The organism is Roseibium sp. (assembly GCF_965276855.1).
In the GTDB taxonomy this organism is placed as follows: Bacteria; Pseudomonadota; Alphaproteobacteria; order Rhizobiales; family Stappiaceae; genus Roseibium.
Genome location: NZ_OZ255700.1, coordinates 2,469,086 through 2,483,866, shown reverse-complemented (window position 1 = coordinate 2,483,866; position 14,781 = coordinate 2,469,086). Strand labels below are relative to the sequence as shown.

The 14,781-nt window shown below is 57.7% G+C and carries 13 protein-coding genes; 4 read left to right on the top strand and 9 right to left on the bottom strand.

Going from position 1 to position 14,781, the window contains the following annotated elements; all coding sequences use genetic code 11:
• The first annotated feature begins 141 nt into the window (after positions 1 to 141).
• On the top strand, positions 142 to 1,593 hold the full coding sequence (gene xylB / locus ACQY4Z_RS11335) for a xylulokinase (protein WP_428529295.1): 1,452 nt from the start codon (positions 142 to 144) through the stop codon (positions 1,591 to 1,593).
• 12 nt (positions 1,594 to 1,605) lie between these two features.
• A complete protein-coding gene (xylA, locus tag ACQY4Z_RS11330) occupies positions 1,606 to 2,925 on the top strand; it encodes a xylose isomerase (RefSeq protein ID WP_428529293.1) in 1,320 nt (439 codons plus the stop codon).
• A gap of 93 nt (positions 2,926 to 3,018) precedes the next feature.
• On the opposite strand, the gene ACQY4Z_RS11325 is transcribed toward xylA, so the two are convergent.
• The 3 genes from ACQY4Z_RS11325 to ACQY4Z_RS11315 form a co-directional block, all read right to left on the bottom strand.
• On the bottom strand, positions 3,019 to 3,165 hold the full coding sequence (locus tag ACQY4Z_RS11325; RefSeq protein ID WP_428529291.1) for a DUF2256 domain-containing protein: 147 nt from the start codon (positions 3,163 to 3,165) through the stop codon (positions 3,019 to 3,021).
• Positions 3,162 to 4,721 carry an FAD-binding domain-containing protein gene (locus ACQY4Z_RS11320; protein ID WP_428529289.1) on the bottom strand — a complete coding sequence of 520 codons (1,560 nt, stop codon included), beginning with the start codon at positions 4,719 to 4,721 and terminating at the stop codon, positions 3,162 to 3,164. Before ACQY4Z_RS11320 ends, ACQY4Z_RS11325 begins: the two co-directional genes overlap by 4 nt.
• A gap of 66 nt (positions 4,722 to 4,787) precedes the next feature.
• Positions 4,788 to 5,297, bottom strand: a complete 510-nt coding sequence (locus tag ACQY4Z_RS11315; RefSeq protein ID WP_428529287.1) for an MmcB family DNA repair protein — start codon at positions 5,295 to 5,297, stop codon at positions 4,788 to 4,790.
• Between the two features lie 141 nt (positions 5,298 to 5,438).
• Here ACQY4Z_RS11315 and ACQY4Z_RS11310 point away from each other — a divergent pair, with 141 nt between their 5' ends.
• Positions 5,439 to 5,927, top strand: a complete 489-nt coding sequence (locus ACQY4Z_RS11310; RefSeq protein WP_166672709.1) for a hypothetical protein — start codon at positions 5,439 to 5,441, stop codon at positions 5,925 to 5,927.
• A gap of 25 nt (positions 5,928 to 5,952) precedes the next feature.
• Here the strand turns inward: ACQY4Z_RS11310 and ACQY4Z_RS11305 are convergent, their stop codons facing one another.
• The 5 genes from ACQY4Z_RS11305 to ACQY4Z_RS11285 form a co-directional block, all read right to left on the bottom strand.
• Positions 5,953 to 7,737, bottom strand: a complete 1,785-nt coding sequence (locus ACQY4Z_RS11305) for a SulP family inorganic anion transporter (RefSeq protein ID WP_428529284.1) — start codon at positions 7,735 to 7,737, stop codon at positions 5,953 to 5,955.
• 118 nt (positions 7,738 to 7,855) lie between these two features.
• Entirely contained in the window at positions 7,856 to 9,532 is a 1,677-nt protein-coding gene (locus ACQY4Z_RS11300) for a TIGR01244 family sulfur transferase (RefSeq protein ID WP_428529282.1), read from the bottom strand.
• 26 nt (positions 9,533 to 9,558) lie between these two features.
• Positions 9,559 to 10,452 carry an MBL fold metallo-hydrolase gene (locus ACQY4Z_RS11295; RefSeq protein ID WP_306147942.1) on the bottom strand — a complete coding sequence of 298 codons (894 nt, stop codon included), beginning with the start codon at positions 10,450 to 10,452 and terminating at the stop codon, positions 9,559 to 9,561.
• Positions 10,453 to 10,490: 38 nt separating this feature from the next.
• On the bottom strand, positions 10,491 to 10,931 hold the full coding sequence (locus ACQY4Z_RS11290; RefSeq protein WP_428529280.1) for a DUF6691 family protein: 441 nt from the start codon (positions 10,929 to 10,931) through the stop codon (positions 10,491 to 10,493).
• A gap of 2 nt (positions 10,932 to 10,933) precedes the next feature.
• Positions 10,934 to 11,362, bottom strand: a complete 429-nt coding sequence (locus ACQY4Z_RS11285; RefSeq protein WP_428529278.1) for a YeeE/YedE family protein — start codon at positions 11,360 to 11,362, stop codon at positions 10,934 to 10,936.
• Between the two features lie 159 nt (positions 11,363 to 11,521).
• On the opposite strand from ACQY4Z_RS11285, the gene ACQY4Z_RS11280 reads away from it, so the two are divergent.
• Entirely contained in the window at positions 11,522 to 12,571 is a 1,050-nt protein-coding gene (locus ACQY4Z_RS11280; RefSeq protein WP_428529276.1) for a DUF1176 domain-containing protein, read from the top strand.
• A gap of 1 nt (position 12,572) precedes the next feature.
• Here the strand turns inward: ACQY4Z_RS11280 and ACQY4Z_RS11275 are convergent, their stop codons facing one another.
• Positions 12,573 to 14,606, bottom strand: a complete 2,034-nt coding sequence (locus ACQY4Z_RS11275) for a VTT domain-containing protein (protein WP_428529274.1) — start codon at positions 14,604 to 14,606, stop codon at positions 12,573 to 12,575.
• Between the last annotated feature and the right edge of the window lie 175 nt (positions 14,607 to 14,781).

Sequence of the window (14,781 nt, the reverse complement as noted above, 5' to 3'; positions counted from 1 at the left end):
TTTTTGGCCCGCGCCATGGTGCGGGCCATCCCTCGAATTGACCGCAATCATTGTTTGGGTCAGTTCGGACGATTTGCCAATGCCGGGCCTCAAGGTTGAGGTTTCGGCATTCTTTTGAAACCAAAATGAGGAACGCACCTCATGTTTATTGGCCTTGATATTGGTACCAGTTCGGTCAAAGCGATTTTGCTGGATGAAAACCAGGCGCTTGTAGCCTCTGCAACGGCGGAGTTGACGGTGCAGCGTCCGCACCCGGGTTGGTCCGAGCAGGATCCGGAGAGCTGGTGGACCGCCTGCGAAACGGTCCTCGACAGTTTGAAGCAGCAAGTGCCCTCAAAGATGGCCGCAGTGAAAGGCATCGGATTGTCCGGTCACATGCATGGGGCAACTTTGCTGGACGCGGATGGCAAGCCATTGCGCCCCTGCATCTTGTGGAATGATGGCCGGTCCGCAAAACAATGCGCGGATCTTGAGGCAGCGGAGCCAAAGTTCCTGAGCCTCGGTGGCAATCGGGTGATGCCCGGTTTCACGGCGCCAAAGTTGCAGTGGGTGCGTGAGAACGAGCCTGAGGTCTTCGCAAAGACGGCCATGGTTCTGCTGCCCAAGGACTATGTCCGATTTAAACTCACCGGGGTCTATGCCGGGGACATGTCCGACAGCGCCGGAACACTCTGGATGGACGTTGCCAAACGTGACTGGAGCGACGATCTTCTGGCCGCTACGGGCCTCACACGTCAGAACATGCCACGGCTCGTGGAGGGTTCGAACGTCTCAGGTGAAGTGACGTCGGATCTGTGCGTCCGCTGGGGATTTGACAAGCCTCCGGTTGTTGCCGGTGGCGGTGGCGACAACGCGGCATCCGCCTGCGGGGTCGGGGCGGTGGAGCCGGGCTCCGGGTTCGTCTCGCTCGGCACGTCCGGGGTGCTCTTTGTCACCAATGATCGTTTCTCGCCGAATGTGGAGAATGCTGTCCATGCCTTTTGTCATGCCGTGCCGAACACCTGGCATCAGATGGGCGTGATCCTGTCGGCGACCGACAGTCTCAACTGGCTGGCAAGCCGGCTGAAGAAGGCTCCAGGGGAATTGACGGCTGCGCTTGGGGGCGCAGCCGGGCCGTCAAATGTTTCTTTCCTTCCGTACCTCGGGGGCGAGCGGACGCCTCACAATGATGTGGCGATCCGGGCCGGGTTCGCCGGGATTTCCCATGAAACGGGCGATACTGAGCTGACCCATGCCGTTCTGGATGGGGTGGCCTTCGCCTTGAAAGACTGCCTCCTTGCGTTGACCTCTGCCGGCACGAAAGTTGACCGTTTGCTGGCTGTTGGCGGCGGGTCCAGATCTGAGGTCTGGCTGGAGATCATCGCCAGCCTCCTGGAAGTTCCGATCGATGTCCCAATCGACGGCGATTTCGGGGCCTCTCTTGGCGCTGCCAGGCTCGGTCAGGCTGGGGCCCTTGGTTCCACAGAGGGTGTTTTCAGCAAACCCGCACTTCGAACAACCATTGACCCCAACCCAACCCTTATTCCCGCTTACGCCGATGCTTATCAGCGCTGGCAAAAACTGTATCCGGCATTCAAGCAGGCCGGTTTTTAAGGAGATACTTTCATGAGCACTGGATTTTTCGGCGATCTGCAGCCGATCCAATTCACTGGCCCCGACAGCCGCGATCCATTGACCTACCGCCACTATAACAAGGACGAAGTCGTCTTTGGAAAACGGATGGAAGATCACCTGCGGCTGGCGGTGTGTTACTGGCACAATTTCTGCTGGCCGGGTTCTGATCCTTTTGGTGGCGAGACCTTCAACCGCACCTGGATGGCAGCGGGCGGCGACCCGATGGAACAGGCAAGGCTCAAAGCCGACGTGGCCTTTGAGATGTTTCAGATCCTCGGAATGCCTTTCTTTACCTTCCATGACCGCGACATTGCGCCCGAAGGCAAGACGCTGGCGGAAAGCAATGCCAACGTGAATGCGATTGCCGACATCTTTGAAACGAAGATGGCCGAGACCGGGGTGAAGTTGCTTTGGGGAACAGCCAACATGTTCTCCAACCGCCGGTACATGTCCGGCGCTGCGACCAATCCGAACCCGGATGTCTTTGCCTATGCGGCAGCCCAGGTCAAAAACGCCATGGATGTCACCCAACGCCTGGGCGGGGCGAACTATGTTCTATGGGGCGGGCGCGAGGGGTATGAGACCCTTTTGAACACGAATATCAAACAGGAACTGGACCAGCTCGGCCGGTTCCTCAACATGGTGGTCGAATACAAGCACAAGATCGGTTTCAAGGGCGCGATCCTGATCGAACCCAAACCGCAAGAGCCCTCCAAGCACCAGTACGACTATGATGTTGCAACCGTTTACGGCTTCCTGAAAGCTTACGGCCTTGAACATGAGGTCAAGATGAATATCGAACAGGGCCACGCAATCCTTGCCGGCCATTCGTTCGAGCACGAGCTGCATATGGCCCGCTCACTTGGTATTTTCGGGTCCGTTGACATGAACCGGAACGATTACCAGTGCGGTTGGGACACCGATCATTTCGGAATGAATGTGCCTGAGCTGGCACTGGCCTATTATGAGATCTTGATGGCGGGTGGCTTCACGACCGGCGGTACAAATTTTGACGCCAAGTTGCGGCGCCAATCCCTCGACCCGGTTGATCTGATTCAGGCACATGTGGGCTCGGCGGACGCTATTGCGCGTGGCCTCAAGGCGGCGGCTGCCATGATCGAAGATGGCCGTATGAAAGGTTTTGTCGAGGATCGCTATGCGGGCTGGAAGAAGCCGGAGAACCAGGAAGTTCTGAAGGGCGGGAGCTCTCTTGAAGCGCTTGCCGAACGGGTACACGCACAGGATCTTGAGCCGCAACCGGTGTCCGGAAAACAGGAATATCTGGAAAGCCTTGCAAACCTTTTTGTCTGAATTTCCAGACGACGTTTGGGTCCCGGCCTTGAGCCGGGACCCAAACCGCCATGATCCCGGCTCAGGGCCGGGAAAGCGTTCAGGGAATGAGTGTCACACTTTCTTCCGGTCGCGCTTGCAGCGCTCGGAACAGTACTTGACCTCATCCCAGTCCCGCGCCCATTTCTTGCGCCAGGCAAATGGCCGCCCGCAGGCCGCGCAGATTTTCTGTGGCAGATCGCCTTTGCAGCGCATTTTCATGTCGCGCCCCCAAAAAGATCGGCCTGATCCGGATGGGCGGCGGGTTTCCGGGTGCGGCGACCGGGTTTTTCCTGCCCGCGCATCGGGATCCCGCTCTTGCGGCTGCCATGCTTGGTCTGGATCCCCGAGGCTTCCGATCGAAATGCTTGTCCCTTGCGCACGGCCCAGACCTTGTCCCGTGCCTCCTTGGCAGCCGACAGATAATCGACAACGGGGAACGGGTAGGTCCTGCCGAGGACCTTGCCGGCGTTTTCCGCTTTCCAGGGTTCATGAACATGGGCCGGATCGATGTCGTTAAGTTCCGGGACCCAGCGTTTGACGAACACGCCGTCCGGATCCTGATCCTTGCCTTGTTTCACTGGATTGTAGATCCGAATTGTGTTGATCCCGGTGGTGCCGGATTGCATCTGGATCTGGGACCAGTGAATGCCTGGTTCATAGTCGGTGAAGAGGCGTGCCAGATGCAGGCCGGGTTGGCGCCAGTCGAGCCACAGGTGATAGCTCGCGACTGCTGTCAGCATGGCGCGCATTCTGAAATTCATCCAACCGGTCGCGGTCAGCGCACGCATGCAGGCATCGACAAAGGGAAGCCCGGTCTCACCGCGTTGCCAGGCTTGAAGCCGCTCCGCATCGGGCGTTGAAGGCCGCAAGCCGTCATAGGCGCGATGCAGGTTTTTAAATTCGAGGCACGGCTCGTCCTCAAGCTTCTGCATGAAATGGCAGTGCCAGTGCAAACGGCCTGAGAAGGAGCGCATTGCCCCCTGCCATGTGCTGCGGCCTTTGAATTCCGCCTGCTTTATCTCTGCTTGCCGCGCCCATGTCGCCTGCGCCACTTCCCGCATGGAGACTGTTCCGAAGGTGAGGTAAGGCGACATGCGCGAGCAGGCTTCAAATGCCTTCACCGGTGTTGCCATGGCCGCACGGTAGGGTTTTCCGCGGGTGAACAAGAAGCTTTCCAGAGTTTCCATAGCTGCCACACGTCCCCCAATCTGCCGATCCGGGCAGGGATCCGCGGCAAGTTTGAGGTCAGCGGCGTTGGGCAGCGGATCTGAAGACAAGTCGGAAAGGGGTTTGAGTGCGGGTGGGTCAATCGGTTGCTCCGCCATAAACCGGTCCCATAGCCCGGCCCAGCCATTGCGCGACTTCAACCGCCGGATAACGCCTGTCTGGCGGCACTCTGTCCAGGGGACAGCATTGGCCCGGCACCACGCAGCAACCTCCCTATCCCGTTGAAACGTCCAGCCGTTGCCAGTTTCTTCGTGGGACCAGAGACCGGCGATCCGATAGCGCTGGGAAAGGGACGTCAGCACATCTGTCACCGAGCCGGTGCGAAGCATCAAGGGCTGTCCAAGGCGCGAAAGCTCCTGGTTCAGCTCCTGCAACGATTCAGACAAAAATGCATAGTGGCGGGCCGACATGTCCGGTAGGCGCCACAGGTCCGGCTCTATAACGTAAAGCGGCAGAACAGGGCCCTGCAGGCTCGCACGCTTCAGCGGCGCGTGATCGAAAACACGCAGATCTTTCTTGAACCAGGCGATGTGGATTGGTTCTAACACGGGTACCCAGGTGATTTGTTTCCGGAGTTATACGTGGCAACAGAATGCTGGATTTGTAGGGCTAGCCTAAAGTCCGTCGTTCAGGTGGCGGACCTCCGGATCGACAAGAGCGTGCAGCCTGTGTGCCGTATGCTGGGCAAAACGCAACGTGACGGCTTTTCGAGTTGCAGCAGCAACCTTGTGTTCGGGTGCATCGCGCAAGATCTCTGCGCCGTATCCATCAGAGACGATAAGACCAGCTTCTTCAGGAAAAATATCCAACGGAACATCTGGATGGGTAGCGAAGAAGAACCGGTCGCAGTGTTGACGATAGTCCGGCCATTTGTGGTCGGCGCGAAAGTCGGCCACCGACGATTTCACTTCGATAATCCAAAGTTCGTGTTTCGGGCCAAGGGCCAAAAGGTCCGCTCGGCGTGCGGAAGCCAACGTGACTTCCGCAGCGCAGGCAAACTTGCGTTGCCGCATCAGCCGCGCCGCGCCGCGCCATACCTTCAGTGCTGTTTCCGATTGCCGCCCGTCCGCGAGCGGATCATCGAGCTCTATTCGGCTGCCTTCTGAACGAATATCGGTTTTCATTCCACTTTTGTTCCATTTATGTTCGAAAAATGCAAGCAGCGGAATCGCAGAAGTTGACGTGGCAAACGAAAACTGTCTCCATCATGCTTACGAAGGGAGCTGCGCGGACGGAGGAACAGCTCTTTAGGAGGGGAAGTGGTTATGAACCGTTGGGTGATCGCTGCGTGTTTTTGTGCGGCCGCAGCTGTGGCAGCCGCTCCGGCCATGGCTGGCAAGGGCGATCTCAAAAGGTCTGTTCCACGCTCTGCACCGCTGCTTAAGGGCAAGACCCTGGACCTGAGATTTGCAGATTTCGCGCAAGGCATCTGGGTGCGTGATTTAAGCAATTGTCCGGCACCCCGGATCGACCGCAATGACCCCGGCGCTGCCATCGCGATTTATCGCGGGCTTTTGGAAACGCCAAGCCGCATTTGTCAGGTCTATGGGGCTGAAAAGGACAAGCAGTTCACCCAGCGGGCGGCGATCAATTGCCTCTTGAATGATGGCGGTGAGGCCATCGAACTGGTAACCGTACAGCCGCGTGGCACCAATGGACTCATCGTGCAGGAGGGCGAGCGGGCTCCGGTGCATTTCCGGTTCTGTGAAGCCATTCAGCCCGTCCTGCAGTCGGCCCAAAATAACGACAACTGATCGGCCAAGATCGAAGAAACTTGGTTCAGATTTCCGGTCCGGCCCAGACATCGGACCGAGCGGCTTTCTTTGGAGTGCGTGATTCTGAAATATGCGTCGTCAGAGGATCCAGTGTGACCAGCGCATCATATTGGCTGAGGAACACTTGGCCCGTCAGATGATCAAGGAAATCCGTCCGTTTCAGCCGGTCCATAACAGGTCCCTTGACCTCAGACAGATGAAAGGAAACGCCGGAATCGGACAGCCGGTGATTGATTTCTTCCAGACTTTCGAGAGCGCTGGCGTCAATTTCATTCACCGCCGGGCACATCAGCACGACGTGCTCGATGTTCGGCCGGTCCGCGACAAGAGCGTAGATTTTGTCTTCCAGGAACCGGCTGTTGGCAAAGAACAGGCTTTCATCGACCCGTAAGGTTAGGACCCGCTCTCCGGTCACGACCTTGTGCCGATCGATATTCCGGAAATGCTCTGTGCCGGGCACCACGCCAACAATAGCCATATGCGGCCGGCTGTTGCGGTAAAGATAAAGCGCGATGGACAGTCCGACCCCGGCGACCACGCCCTGTTCCACGCCGAAGAACAGCGTGATCAGGATGGTTGCCGCCATCGCGGTGAAATCGCTTTTCGAATAGGCGAATGTCCGCTTTACGGCACCGAAATCGACCAAGGAAAGCACGGCAACAATGATCGTTGCGGCCAGTGTCGCTTGCGGAAGATGGGTGAGGAGCGGCGTTAAGAAAAGCGTTGCGAGCGCGATGCCGACGGCGGTATAGGCGCCGGCCGCCGGCGTGGCTGCACCCGCATCGAAGTTGACCACAGACCGCGCAAAACCTCCGGTGACCGGATAGCCGCCGAACAGCGCTGAGGCGATGTTCGATGTGCCAAGACCAATGAGCTCCTGATCCGGTTCGATCCTTTGGCGTTTCTTGGCCGCGAGGGTTTGTGCAACGGACACGGATTCCACAAAGCCGATCACAGATATCAAAAGCGCTGGGCCCGCAAGCGCCAGCCACAACTCGCTGTCGAAACTGGGCAATTGCGGCATGGGCAGGCCGGATGGGATATCACCGACGATCCGGACGCCCTTGTCGCCAAGGGAGAACACTGCCGAGGCGAGTGTCGTCACAGCGACAGCCGCGACGGGACCGGCCTTGGTCAGGATATCGGCGAAAAACGGTTTGAAACCAAGGCCGAGCAGCCGTCTTTTCAGACCTTTGCGCACCCAGAACAGGAACGCGGTCGCGCCAGCGCCAATGACAAGTGTGATCCAGTTCACTTCATCGAGATGTGCTGCGATCGAAAGCAGGATCTCGTAAAGTGTATGACCGTGGGCGGGAACACCCAGGATATGTTTCAACTGGCTGGAGGCAATCAAAAGCCCTGATGCAGTGATGAAACCGGAGATCACCGGGTGGCTCAAAAGGTTTGCAAGGAACCCGAGCCGGAACAGCCCCATAATGACGAGCATCAAGCCGGAAATGAAGGCAAGGGCAATCGCAGCGCCGAGATATTCGGGGGTCCCTTGAGCCGCGAATTGACCGACGGCAGACGCTGTCATCAGAGAAACAACGGCAACAGGGCCAACGGCGAGTGCCCGGCTGGTGCCGAATACGGCATAGGCCGCCAGCGGCGCGATCGATGCATATAGACCGACTTCCGGAGGTAACCCTGCAAGCAAGGCGTAGGCAAGCGATTGTGGAATGAGCATGATGGTGACAATGACCGCAGCGATCGTGTCGCTGGTTGCCGTCGTCTTGTCGTAGGTTTTGCCCCATTCGAGGATGGGGAAGTAACGCTTCAATCCGCTCATGTTTTGCCTGATGGTGTCAAGAACTCTGGCGTGGTCATGCCACATCGCCGGGAAGACTGCATAAAGAAATCGAGCCGGTTTCCCGGCTCGAAAGAGAGTTAGGGGCAAGCCTTTTTGGTTAGGCTGCCGTGACTTTTTCCGGTCTGGCCATCCACTCCTTACCGCGCAGCATGGCGCGCCAATAAATTGGAGGGAGAATCCGTTCCTTCAAAAGCCACGCGGTCCGCGTTGGCTTGGTCCCGTCCACCAGCCAACGCGGGAAGCTCGGCAACAGCGTTCCGCCATAGCCGAATTCTGCAAGAACTATCTTTCCGCGCTCAACGGTGAGCGGACAGGAGCCATAGCCGTCGTATTGCGCCGTTGCGCTGTGACCTTTGATGTCCGAGATAATGTTTTCCGCCACCACCGGTGCCTGCTTGCGCGCTGCTGCTGCGGTCTTCGCATTGGGCGCGTTCATCACATCGCCAAGCGACCAGATGTTGTCATAGGTCTTGTGACGTAATGTTGCCTGATCCACGTCGACCCAGCCGGCAGCATCGGCCAGCGGCGAGACGCGAATAAAGTCCGGCGCCGTCTGCGGTGGCGTTACATGGATCATGTCGAACTCAACATCGACCTGAAGCGGATCCGTCCCAGGTTCTTTGATCTCAAACCGGGCTTTCCTGGCGGGGCCATCGATCGAGATCAGATTGTGGAAGAAATTTAGGGTCGCATCGTAGCGCTCCACGTAGTCCATGAGGGCGGGGACATAGTCCTTCACGCCAAAGAGGACCCCGCCAGCATTCATGAACTGGATGTCGATGTTTTCAATGCGCCTTGATTTGGTCCAGTGGTCCCCCGAAAGGTACATCGCCTTTTGAGGGGCGCCCGCACACTTGATCGGCATTGGCGGCTGGGTGAACACGGCCCGGCCTGACGTCATCTCCTGCACCAGTTTCCAGGTGTAGGGCGCAAGGTCATACCGGTAGTTGGATGTCACGCCGTTTTTGCCGAGCGTGTCGACGAGACCTTCAATGCCGTGCCAATCCAGTTTCAAACCCGGGCAGACCACAAGCCGGTCGTATTTCACCACGCGGCAACCATCCAGAATGACCGCATTGTCCTTCGGCTCAAATGCAGCCACGGCAGATTTCAGCCAGTGAACGCCTGAGGGGATCAGCGAAGCCATGGTCTTAGCCGTGTCGGAGGCATCAAAAATGCCGCCTCCGACCATGGTCCAGCCCGGCTGGTAGTAATGCACATCGGCCGGGTCGATCACGGCGATATCGAGATCAGCGTCCCGGGACAGCAGGCTGGATGCAACTGATATCCCTGCAGCTCCTCCTCCGACGATGACGACATCGAAACGGGCGTCCTCGGCAGTATCTGTCGGTGTCCGCCCGCCATTTGCGATCCGGCGAACAACGCCCGCCATGTCGTAACCAGCGGCTTTGGTTTTTGTCAGAATACTGGCGACCGGCAAGGCATTGGCCTGAGACAGAGACCAAAGCGTTGCAGAGCGGGTCCCGGTTCGGCAGTAGGCAAGAACCGGTTTCGGCAGCAAGGCCAGATGCGCGCCAAAGGCATCGGCATCTTCATCCTGCACCTTGCCGGCCGTAATCGGCTGGTACCGGACTTCAAGGCCGAATTTCTTGGCCGCAGCCTCGATTTCCTCAAATGTCGGCTGGTCGGCGGCTTCTCCATCCGGCCGGTTGCAGATGATTGACCGGAACCCTTGCTGTGCAATGTCCGGCAAGTCCTCCGGCATGATCTGCGGGCAAACCGAAATCTGCTTGTCGATGGATGCCACCTGCATGGCTGCCGCCTCCCGTTTCTTGTCAATCAGAGCCCGTTAACCGGCACTTTCAGAAATGTTTTTCCGCTCTCATCAGCGGGCGGCAGTTTTCCGGCGCGCATGTTCACTTGAAGGGACGGAATGATGAGCTTTGGCATATCCAACTGGGCGTCACGCTCGGTTCGGAAACGGACGAACTCTTCCCGTGTCTTGCCGCCGCCGACGTGAATGTTGTGCGCTTTTTCATCGCCCACCGTGGTTTCCCAGGCGATGTCTCGGCCATTCGGGCCGTAATCGTGGCACATGAACAGGCGCATATCGTCCGGAAGAGCGAGAACCTTCTGGATGGAATCATAGAGTGTACCGGCGTCCCCGCCCGGAAAGTCTGCGCGCGCAGATCCGCCATCCGGCATGAACAAGGTGTCGCCCGCAAACGCCGCATCGCCCATGACATGCACCATGCAGGCCGGTGTGTGGCCGGGTGTATACATGGCAAAGGCGGTCATTTCGCCGATCTGATACGTGTCGCCATCCTTGAACAGGCGATCGAACTGGCTGCCGTCACGCTGGAATTCGGTGCCCTCGTTGAACACCTTGCCGAAGGTTTCCTGAACAACTGTAATCTGTTCACCGATGCCGAGCTTGCCGCCGAGTTTTTCCTGAATGTACGGCGCGCCGGAAAGGTGATCGGCATGAACATGCGTTTCAATCAGCCACTCAAGATCCAGGTCTTTGTCCTGAATGTAGGCGATGATTTCATCAGCATGATCGTATGTGATGCGGCCGGCCGCGTAGTCGATGTCCATCACACTGTCGACGACCGCGCAGGCGTTTGACGCCGGATCCTTGACCACATAGCTGATCGTGTTTGTGGCTGGGTCAAAAAACGCTTTGACCTCTGGAATAATGGCCATATCGACCGGATAGTTCGAGGAACTCATTGTGTGTCTCCCGTTGTCTGGCTTCGCCAGTTCTATTCTCAGGCTTGGGCCGGACTGGGGCGTGAACCCAGTGTTGTGATCCAGCGCGCCACCAAAATCCCTGCGACAATCGCTGCACCTGTCAGCAATGGACCGCTCAGCCCAAGACCGAGGACCGGAACCAGTCCGCCTGGGCAGAAGCCGCTCATGCCCCAACCTGTGCCGAAGATAGCCGATCCGCCGATCAGTTTCATATCCAGATCTGTTTTTGTAGGCAGCGAAAACTCGGCGGCCAGGACCGGAGCGTTCATGCGGAAAGCAAGCCGGTATCCAATTGCGGCAACCGTTAGGGCACCGCCCATGACGAAGGCCAGGCTCGGATCCCAAGTCCCTGCAACATCGAAGAAGTTCAGAACTTTGGCCGGATTGCCCATACCGGAAATCAAAATGCCCGTTCCAAAAACAAGGCCAATCGCGAATGCTGAAAGAAGCCGGATCATGATTAACCTCCAAACACGTGACGGATGAGGAAAACGGTGACGCCGCCGGTTGCCATGAAGGTCATGGTCGCAACGATAGAGCGGGCGGACAGGCGGGACATTCCGCAAACGCCGTGTCCGCTGGTGCAGCCCGAGCCGAGCGTGGTCCCGACACCTGTCAAGAACCCTCCGGCAAGCAAAAGCGCAGGCGAAGATGGGATGCTGATTTCTGGCAGTTGCCCGGTGGCGCCAAGCAGAACCAGCGGGCTTGTGACCATCCCGGCGATAAAAGCTGCGCGCCACGCCCAGTCGGAATTGATGTTCAGGCTCAGCAGCCCGCCGACAATGCCATTGATCCCGGCAATGCGGCCATGAACAGCCATAAGGGCGACGGCGGCAAGTCCAATCAGCAGTCCGCCTGAGAAGCTGAGTATGGGTGTGAATTCGGTCATGGGGATCCTCATTACGTTATTTTCGAATATATGAATATAAAGCAAAAGATGCAAGCGTTGAGTTGATTAAACGACAAGAGTTTCCTTGGGGAAAGCGGGTGCTGGCCAAAGGCCGGAAAATCCGGCATGGTCAGATGAAAACTGAGCGCCGGAGGGGCTATGAAAACGCAAAACTTGTTGGTCGGATTAGTGTTTTCCACGTTCGCGTGTCTTCAGTCGTTGCAAGCCTATGCAGATGAGGATGCCTACAAACTACCGTTGAAGCTGTTCGGCAAAGACGAAATTGTCGGTGGAATTTCTCCGTGTCATTTGTCGTTCTGGCAGCAGAACCGCGACCCTGAGACAGACGATTATGCGTATCTGTTCCATGCCAACCAGGAGAGCGATGGTTTCACGGGTTCGGGATTGGTGGAGATCGGAGACAAGTTCTACAGCGTAAACGAGCTCGTCTATGGCGGCGAACCCATCGAAGGCCATGGCACTCAATATCTGTTTGCAAGCGATGACCGGGATATAAAGGTCCAGATCGAACTTCTCGACGTCACGTTCCGAAATGACGCCTTTTATTTCGACAAAGCCAAGGTCACTGTCATCCAGAAGGGCAAACTGCCTTTCACGGCGAATGCCAAAGGGGTCAGCGGCTGCCCGAAAACCGCATCGCAATCCCACATGACCTCGACCGTCTCAGATTTGCCTGCAGGCATTCCGATTGGCGATGAGAAGTACTTGTCGGATATGTCCGAAATCCCGGCTGTTTTGCGCCGGCAAATGCGCGATTACGCGAGCGATGCCTGCGATATCGATGGCCAGTTCGCCTGGTCCGGCGCGCGATACGTGATCAACGACTATTATCTGATGTGGCAAATCCCCTGCTTTCAAGGTGCCTATCAGGGATCGGGCGTTTTTGCCGTGACCCAGAACCCGCCGCAAGACTGGGGCGAATTGTTGACCTTGCCAAATCCCCCTGGGTTGGAGGGCAATCAGAACTATTCTGCGATGAACGCCAAGGTGTTGGGACCGCCGGGCCACATTGAAACCACCGAATTTGGCCGGGGCGCGGGCGACTGCGGCGTCTATCAAGTGTTTCGCCTGATTGATGGACCAGGCGAAGTCCTGGAGCTGGAACTTCTCGAGTATAGAGAGAAGATCGACTGTGATGGGAAGGTGTCCGAACCCAACACCTGGCCTTTGGCCTACCAGGCACAATAGCTCAGTCTGCGGCCGGCGTGGAAAGACGGGGAGGTTCGGACAGGCGCGCCAGCACAACATGCGAGAGGTTCGCGCGCTGGCGGGTCTCGGCACCTGGTATGAGACGGGCCGGATTGACTTCAATACCGGGAAGTTCCCGGTCCATTTTCGGACCGGAGAATTCACCCATGGGCCTCAGAATGTCCTCGTGGACGACGCTGCCAAGATAAAGGGGTTCCAGCGTCCCGTTCTCGAGAACTTCGTATCGGCTCGGCCATAGCCGCATGACCCAGCGTCCGCCCTTCGCGCCATCGGCATCGTTCCGGATCAGGATCAGGTCCGGTTGGCGGCCATTCTGGCTGCGGGGCAGGATTGGGAGAGAGTCTGGTGGGGTTTCACCTTCCACAAAGCCGCCCGCGGTCGACAACGACCATTTGGGCGGATGCATCCAGCCGTCTTTCGCCGCTATGTCAGCAAAAGCGGCAAGCGGGCCTGCGTATTGAATGACGAGCGGCTCCTCGGTTTCCCCGTCAATTCCGATCCGGTGTGCCGGAAGGCTTTGCCAGGTTCCGCTTTTCCAGTCGCTGGCCTGGAGGATTTCCTTGTGAATTTGCGGCGCGTAAGTGACCAGCCCGGCGTCGAAGGACCGGGCAACATGCCAGCCACCGAACCCGGCCAGCATGCCGCAAACGATCGCTGTGAGCGTCAACCGGCCGATTTTCTCGTTGTGGATCGGGCCGAACACGAAGGCGAAGGCGGATACAATGGCCGTACCGAACAACAGCCCCGCCAACACATCCGACATCCAGTGCGCCCCGAGATAGATCCGTGAGAACCCGATGGTGATGACATAGGCGACGGTGATCGTGAAAATACCTGCCTTCACCCAGCGGCTGCGGTCATGGGCGATCAGGACTGCGCAGATGCCGAACAGGACGGTGTTGAGCGTCGCATGGCCACTCGGAAAGCTGAAAGAGTCGGCTCCGGTGTAGAGCTCCATGGGCCGGGAGCGGTGCAGCATCAATTTCAGCAACGGCACGAAAATGGCCGTACCGGCAATCGCTATGACAAACCCGATGCCGCGGCGCCAGGCCTTGCGGAAGAACAGATAGGACGCCACGGCAATTGCAATCGCAGTGACCACAATGCCGTCCCCAAGTGTGGTCATGAAGACCATGATCTTGTCGCCGACGGGCGTTCTGAGGCTGTCAAAGAGGTTCAGAATGGCAAGGTCCGCGCGAACCATCGGTTCGTTTGGGGCGACCTCACCGATCAGCCAGAAGAAAGCCGGCATCGTGATAAGGAGGAGCACTGTCGAGGCCAGCATACCCGCAGAACGGGGGTGAGCCGGATCGAAGTTGTGCCCAATCCACTGCGAGATCCGGTCAGGCCGCCGGGCAAACCAACGGGCGATGGCCCCGTGTGCGTTTGGAAACAGGGGCAAGATAATGAGGATCAACCATCGGCCCAGCATGACCGCAAGGAAGATCACCAGCAGAAGCGCGCCCAGGACCAGAGCAAGGCGGCCGCTGATCTGGCCAATTGCATGAAGCGCCGATCCGGCAATGACGCCGGGAGCAATATGCGCCACGCTCCAGGCAATCGCAGAGGTGAAATTGACCACCGAAAACCGGGTGAAGTTCATTCCGGCCATGCCGGCAATTCCCGGAACGACAGACTTCACACCCGGAACGAACCGGCCGATAAAGACGCTTTTGCCACCATGTTGTTTGAAGAACTCCTCGCCGCTTTCGACCACATTGCGGTACTTGTTCAGCGGCCACATGCTTTTGATCTTGTCTTTGAACGCCCAGCCAATCCAGTAGGAGATCGCATCTCCTGCGGTTGCGCCAAGTGTTGTCCAGATGAGCAGCGGCATCAGATCAAGCTTGCCCAGGCCAACAAGGGTGCCAGCGCCCACCAAAACAACAGTGGTTGGAACAAACAATCCGATCAGGAACAATGCCTCGCCCATGGCTGCCAAAAAGCAGATCAACCCGGCAAGTGACGGGTTTTCGGCGATGAAATGCAGGATGGGATCAAGGAAGTCTGTCACGGAAATCCGGCGGTCTCTAAGAAAGTGCTGGCACTGTTATAACCCGGCATCGTGAAATTCGGATGCGGGAAGGGTTTCATATATGTGCTGATCGCATCCTCCAACAGGGAAAATGCAGTTTCCCTTGCCGCATTATACCCGTCTTCATGGACGGAGTGGTTTTTTCAAGTGTGCT

Coding starts and splice junctions, on each gene's coding strand:
- xylB (WP_428529295.1), top strand. CDS start 142: ATGTTTATTGGCCTTGATATTGGTACCAGTTCGGTCAAAGCGATTTTG.
- xylA (WP_428529293.1), top strand. CDS start 1,606: ATGAGCACTGGATTTTTCGGCGATCTGCAGCCGATCCAATTCACTGGC.
- ACQY4Z_RS11325 (WP_428529291.1), bottom strand. CDS start 3,165: ATGAAAATGCGCTGCAAAGGCGATCTGCCACAGAAAATCTGCGCGGCC.
- ACQY4Z_RS11315 (WP_428529287.1), bottom strand. CDS start 5,297: ATGAAAACCGATATTCGTTCAGAAGGCAGCCGAATAGAGCTCGATGAT.
- ACQY4Z_RS11310 (WP_166672709.1), top strand. CDS start 5,439: ATGAACCGTTGGGTGATCGCTGCGTGTTTTTGTGCGGCCGCAGCTGTG.
- ACQY4Z_RS11305 (WP_428529284.1), bottom strand. CDS start 7,737: ATGAGCGGATTGAAGCGTTACTTCCCCATCCTCGAATGGGGCAAAACC.
- ACQY4Z_RS11300 (WP_428529282.1), bottom strand. CDS start 9,532: ATGCAGGTGGCATCCATCGACAAGCAGATTTCGGTTTGCCCGCAGATC.
- ACQY4Z_RS11295 (WP_306147942.1), bottom strand. CDS start 10,452: ATGAGTTCCTCGAACTATCCGGTCGATATGGCCATTATTCCAGAGGTC.
- ACQY4Z_RS11290 (WP_428529280.1), bottom strand. CDS start 10,931: ATGATCCGGCTTCTTTCAGCATTCGCGATTGGCCTTGTTTTTGGAACG.
- ACQY4Z_RS11285 (WP_428529278.1), bottom strand. CDS start 11,362: ATGACCGAATTCACACCCATACTCAGCTTCTCAGGCGGACTGCTGATT.
- ACQY4Z_RS11280 (WP_428529276.1), top strand. CDS start 11,522: ATGAAAACGCAAAACTTGTTGGTCGGATTAGTGTTTTCCACGTTCGCG.